The following is a 5,114-nucleotide window of genomic DNA, read 5'->3' as shown; positions in this document are numbered from 1 at the left end:
ACTCGCGCGGGCGGCCGCCGAGCGCGCGCGCACGGCTCTCGACGAGGCTCTCGTCGACCTCGACGGCGTGCCTCCCGCGCGCGGCCCGAGCCCCATCCCGGGGAGCTCGCCCGCCGCCTGAGCACCGAGGCGTCCCTCGCTGGCGCCCGTGCCATAGTGAGGGGCATGGCCTCCTTCCTCGTCGTCCCCCAGTGGCAGGGCTCGGCGTCGACGCGCGCGATGCGCCTCGTCGACGGAGCGGAGGCGATCCGGGGCGATCTGCCCTCCTCCGCCACCGTCTCGATCGAGGTCCCCGCCGAGGCGGGCGACGCACAGGACACCGGGATCCGCCGCTACGCCTCCGTCGCCACCACCGCCGAGCGGATCCGTGAGACGCTCGCAGGACGCGGCGAGCCCGTGATCACCATCGGCGGCGACTGCGGCGTCGAGTTCGCCGCGATCGGCCACGCCGTCCGCACCGCCCCCGGCCCCGTCGCGCTGGTCTGGCTCGACGCCCATCCCGACGCGCACACCCCGGAGTCCTCGTCCAGTGGCGCCTTCTGCGGCATGGTGCTCGCGGCGGTGCTCGGCCGCGGGGTCGGTCTGCTCAGCGCGCCGGCCGGCGAGCGGGTGGCGGAGGAGCGCGTCGTGCTCGGAGGCGTCCGAGCGGCCGAGAGCGGCGAGCTCGAGCCGCTCCTCGAGGGCGGTGCCGCGCTGCTCGGAGTCGAGGCGCTCGATCCCGACGCATTGGTCGCGGCCGTCGAGGCGACCGGTGCCGCCTCGGTCTACGTGCACATCGACCTCGACGTGCTCGACCCCGCGGATCTGGCGGGGCTCTTCGATCCGATGCCGTTCGGCGTCCCAGCATCGCGCCTGGTCGCGAGCATCGAGGCGCTGCGGGCGCGGTTCCCGCTCGCCGGTGCAGGCGTCACCTCCTTCGCCCCCTCGTCCGCGCTCGCCGCCGAGGACGACCTGCCGACCATCCTGCGCATCCTCGGCGCCCTGTCCCGCGGGGCCTGAGCACCGACCCCCAATCGCCGCGCAAGCCCCGGCGCATGTCGGTGGCACCCGGCAAGATGGCGTGAGGCGAACGAGCGGAGGAACGATGAGCGACGAGCGGCCTCGCGTGCGCACCGAACGGCACGGCACCGTGCTGGCGATCGTGCTCGACCGCCCCGAGAAGCGCAACGCAGCCGATCTCCGTCTCCTCTCGGAGCTGGCGGCCGCCTACGGTGAACTCGACCGCGATCTCGGCCTGCGGGCGGGCGTCGTGCTCGCCGAAGGCGGGCACTTCACGGCAGGCCTCGACCTCGCCGATATCGGTCCGCGCCTGGGCGCCGACGGCCTCGACTTCGTTCCCGAGGGCGGCCTCGACCCGTGGGGTCTGCGTACCCGTCCGGTCGCCAAGCCGGTCGTCATCGGCCTCCAGGGCACGTGCCTCACTCTGGGCATCGAGCTCGCGCTCTCGAGCGACATCGTCCTCGCCGAGGAGTCGACGCGCTTCGGGCAGATCGAGGTCGCACGCGGCATCCTTCCCTTCGGCGGAGCGACACTCCGCTTCCCCCGCGCCACAGGCTGGGGTGACGCGATGCGGTGGATCCTCACCGGGGACCCGTTCGACGCCGCAGAAGCGCACCGCATCGGCCTCGTCCAAGAGGTGGTCGCCGACGGCACGGTCGCCGAGGCGCCCATGCGCTCGCCGCGCGCATCGCGGCTCAGGCCCCCTCGCCGTCCAGGCCGCTCTCGCCAACGCCCGCCTCGCGCTCGCCGCCTCCGATGCGGAGGCCGCCGCAGCACTGCCGGTCGAGCTCGCGCGCCTCGCTGCCTCCGACGACGCCCGAATCGGAACCGAGGCGTTCCTGGCACGCTCGACCGCGGAGTTCACCGGCCGATGAGCGATGAGACCGGCACCGCCACGGCACCCGATGCGTTCTCCCTCGAGGCGCAGCGCGCCCGCGCCGCCGAGCAGCTCGAGATCAGGCTGCGCTACGGCGACCAGGTCTGGGAGCTGCGCGAGGTCGACCACTTCGCCGTCTTCTCCCGGCGCAGCGCCGCGCGTCGCGCCGGCCGGACGCTCGTCGCCTCCGGCTTCGAGATCGCGATCTCGCGCCTGCGCCTCAGTCAGGTGCTGGTCGCCAGTCACCACTCCGCGGTCGACGAGGAGTCGACCAGCGCCTTCCTGCGTCAGGTGATCGAGGCGGTCGAGAACGAGGGCGGACGCTACGACGGCTGGCGTGCCGAGATCGTGCCGGCGCATTGAGGCCCCAGCCAGCGCGGAGCCTCCTCCCGCGCACCCCAGCCGACGGGCCGAGCGCCCCCGAGTCCCCCCGGGAGGGACCATGAGCAGCACCACCACCGACGAGTTCGACCTGATCGTCATCGGAGCCGGGCCCGTCGGAGAGAACATCGCCGACCGCGCCGTCCAGGGCGGGCTGACCGCAGCCGTCGTCGAGAGCGAGCTGGTCGGCGGAGAGTGCTCGTACTGGGCCTGCATGCCCTCGAAGGCGCTGTTGCGCGCTCCGATGGCATTGCGCGCCGCCCGCGACCTACCCGGAGCCGCGCAGGCGGTCGGCGGAGGAGTGGACGTCGCCGCGCTCCTCGAGCACCGCGACTCCGTCACGAGCCACTTCGACGACCGAGGGCAGGTGCAATGGCTCGAGGGCGCCGGGATCGAGCTCGTCCGCGGCCACGGCCGCCTGAGCGGTGAGCGGGAGGTCACCGTCACGGGGCCCGAGGGCGAGGTGCGGGTCCTCCGGGCCCGTTCGGCCGTCGCCGTCGCCACGGGCACCACCGCGGTCGTGCCCGACATCCCGGGCCTGCGCGCAGCCTCCCCGTGGACGAGCCGCGAAGCCACCTCGGCCGAGGAGGTGCCGCCGCGCCTCATCGTGATCGGCGGCGGAGTCGTCGCCTGCGAGATGGCCACCGCGTACGCCGGGATGGGCTCCTCCGTCACCCTGATCGCACGGAGCGGGCTGCTCTCGCCGTTCGAACCGTTCGCCGGTGAGCTCGTCGGCAGCGCGCTGCGCGAGCTCGGAGTCGACCTGCGCGTGGGCGACTCGCCCGCCTTCGTGGAGCGACGGGCCGACGGCACCATCGCGGTGACGCTCGACGACGGTGACGTCATCGAGGCCGACGAGATCCTCGCCGCCACCGGCCGCGCACCGCACACCGCCGATCTCGGCCTCGACGCCGTGGGCCTCGAGCCCGGCTCCTCCCTCGCTGTCGACGACACGATGCTCGTGCTCGGCGCCGACGGAGCGCCCCTCGGCGGCGACCGGCCCTGGCTCTACGGTGTCGGTGATGTCAACCACCGTGCGCTCCTGACCCACCAGGGCAAGTACCAGGCGCGGGCGGCCGGAGACGTCATCGTTGCGCGGGCCACCGGCGCCGAGGTGCGCGACGCACCGTGGGGAGCCCACGTCGCGACGGCCGACCACGAGGCCGTCCCGCAGGTGGTCTTCACCGATCCCGAGGTCGCCTCCGTCGGCCTCACCGCGGCGGCGGCCGAGGGGGCGGGCTACCGCACCCGTGTCGTCGACTACGAGATCGGCTCCGTCGCGGGCGCCTCCCTCGCCGCCGTCGGCTACACCGGCACCGCGCGGATGGTCGTCGACGAGGAGCGGAAGGTCGTCCTCGGTGTGACCTTCGTCGGCAAGGAGGTGGGCGAGCTGCTCCACTCGGCGACCGTCGCCGTCGTCGGAGAGGTTCCGCTCTCGCGCCTGTGGCACGCGGTCCCGTCCTATCCCACCATCAGCGAGATCTGGCTGCGCCTGCTCGAGACCTACGGTCGCGACAGCGCGTGAGCAGCCTCCGCAGTGCCGTCGCCCGGGTGGCCCTCGACCCGGCGATCACCCGCCCCGGGTATCTGTTCGCGTGCGCGGTCGGGCTCGCCTGGGGCGCGGTGTGGAGCACGGGGCCGATTCGGCGCAGCCACGGGCTCGTCGTCTTCACCGGGCTCCCCTCCTGGGCGTTCGGCCGAGGAGGTTCGTGCGTGGGCACCAGCTATCTGACGGGCACGAACGTGTCCGAGCGCGTCCTCGAGCACGAGGCGGTGCACAAGCAGCAGTGGCAGCGCTACGGGATGTGGTTCCCGTTCGCGTACACCGTGGCGGGTCGCGATCCGCTGCGCAATCGATTCGAGATCGAGGCAGGCCTCGAGAAGGGCGGGTATCTCCGTGGTCGCTGACATGACGGGGCGCGTCGTCGTGCTCACCGGAGCGAGTTCCGGCATCGGACGGGTCGCGGCGGGGGCACTGGCTTCGGCCGGCGCCAGGGTCGCCGTGGTCGGGCGCAATCCCGAGCGGACGCGTGCGGTCGCGGCGGAGGTGGGAGGAGACGCGTTCCTGGCCGACTTCGACCGGCTCGACGACGTGCGCGAGCTGGCCGCCGCGTTGCTCGAGCGCTATGAGGGAATCGACGTGCTCGCCAACAATGCGGGCGGACTCGTCTCGACCCGCGCCGACACGGTCGACGGTCACGAGCGGACGATCCAGAGCAACCATCTCGCGCCGTTCCTGCTCACTCGGCTGCTCCTCCCTCGTCTCGTCGAGACCTCGCGTGATCACGCAGGCGTGCGCGTGGTCTCGACAGCCAGCCTCGCGAACCGGTTCGGCCGTCTCCGGCTCGACGACCTCGACAGCCGCCGGGGCCCGTGGCTGGGCGGTTGGCGCGCCTACGGCACGTCGAAGCTGGTGACGATCCTGTTCATCCGCGAGCTGGCGGAGCGTCTGCTGCCGACCGCGGTGGACGCCTACTCTTTCCACCCCGGCGTGGTCTCGACGAGCTTCGGCGCCGACAGCAGGCTGATGAGGGTGATGACGGGCCTCTCGGTCGGCTCCTTCGGCATCTCCCCCGAGGCGGGCGCAGTTCCTCTGATCACCGTGGCTTCCGAGCCCGATGTCGGCGCCGCGAGCGGCACCTACTTCGACCAGCTCACCCCGCACGGCTCCCTCAACCCGCAGGCCCGCGACCGCGCTCTCGCGCACGACCTCTGGAACCTCTCCAGCCGCCTCGTCGGAGTCGCCCCCACCCTCTGACCCCGCCTCCCGCTCCCCACCCGCACACACCCAACGACCCGCACCACCCGTCCCCATCCCCGTCCGCCCCCGCGGCCGCGGAGCCCCTCTCCCCCACCC

5 protein-coding genes are annotated in these 5,114 nt (G+C 73.3%); all 5 read left to right on the top strand.

Annotated features, from left to right (window positions below; translation table 11 throughout):
* Nucleotides 1–165: 165 nt before the first annotated feature.
* The 5 genes from ACH61_RS13840 to ACH61_RS13815 all read left to right on the top strand — a co-directional run bounded on the left by ACH61_RS13840 (nt 166) and on the right by ACH61_RS13815 (nt 5,015).
* Nucleotides 166–999, top strand: coding sequence for an arginase family protein (locus tag ACH61_RS13840; RefSeq protein ID WP_068213068.1), 834 nt, complete (start codon nt 166–168; stop codon nt 997–999).
* A gap of 85 nt (nt 1,000–1,084) precedes the next feature.
* A complete protein-coding gene (locus ACH61_RS13835; RefSeq protein ID WP_236713697.1) occupies nt 1,085–2,239 on the top strand; it encodes a crotonase/enoyl-CoA hydratase family protein in 1,155 nt (384 codons plus the stop codon).
* Between the two features lie 79 nt (nt 2,240–2,318).
* Nucleotides 2,319–3,782 carry a dihydrolipoyl dehydrogenase family protein gene (locus tag ACH61_RS13825; RefSeq protein ID WP_068213062.1) on the top strand — a complete coding sequence of 488 codons (1,464 nt, stop codon included), beginning with the start codon at nt 2,319–2,321 and terminating at the stop codon, nt 3,780–3,782.
* Nucleotides 3,779–4,165: a Fe-S oxidoreductase gene (locus tag ACH61_RS13820; protein WP_068213059.1), complete on the top strand. Its 387-nt coding sequence runs from the start codon at nt 3,779–3,781 to the stop codon at nt 4,163–4,165. The genes ACH61_RS13825 and ACH61_RS13820 overlap by 4 nt, the downstream gene beginning before the upstream one ends.
* Nucleotides 4,155–5,015 (top strand): SDR family NAD(P)-dependent oxidoreductase, encoded by an 861-nt coding sequence (locus tag ACH61_RS13815; RefSeq protein WP_236713696.1) that lies wholly within the window; start codon nt 4,155–4,157, stop codon nt 5,013–5,015. Before ACH61_RS13820 ends, ACH61_RS13815 begins: the two co-directional genes overlap by 11 nt.
* Nucleotides 5,016–5,114 lie beyond the last annotated feature (99 nt).

The organism is Rathayibacter tanaceti (assembly GCF_001634385.1).
Lineage (GTDB): Bacteria > Actinomycetota > Actinomycetes > Actinomycetales > Microbacteriaceae > Rathayibacter > Rathayibacter tanaceti.
The sequence above is the reverse complement of the archived record's forward strand: the minus strand, read 5'-3'. Positions and strand labels throughout refer to the sequence as shown.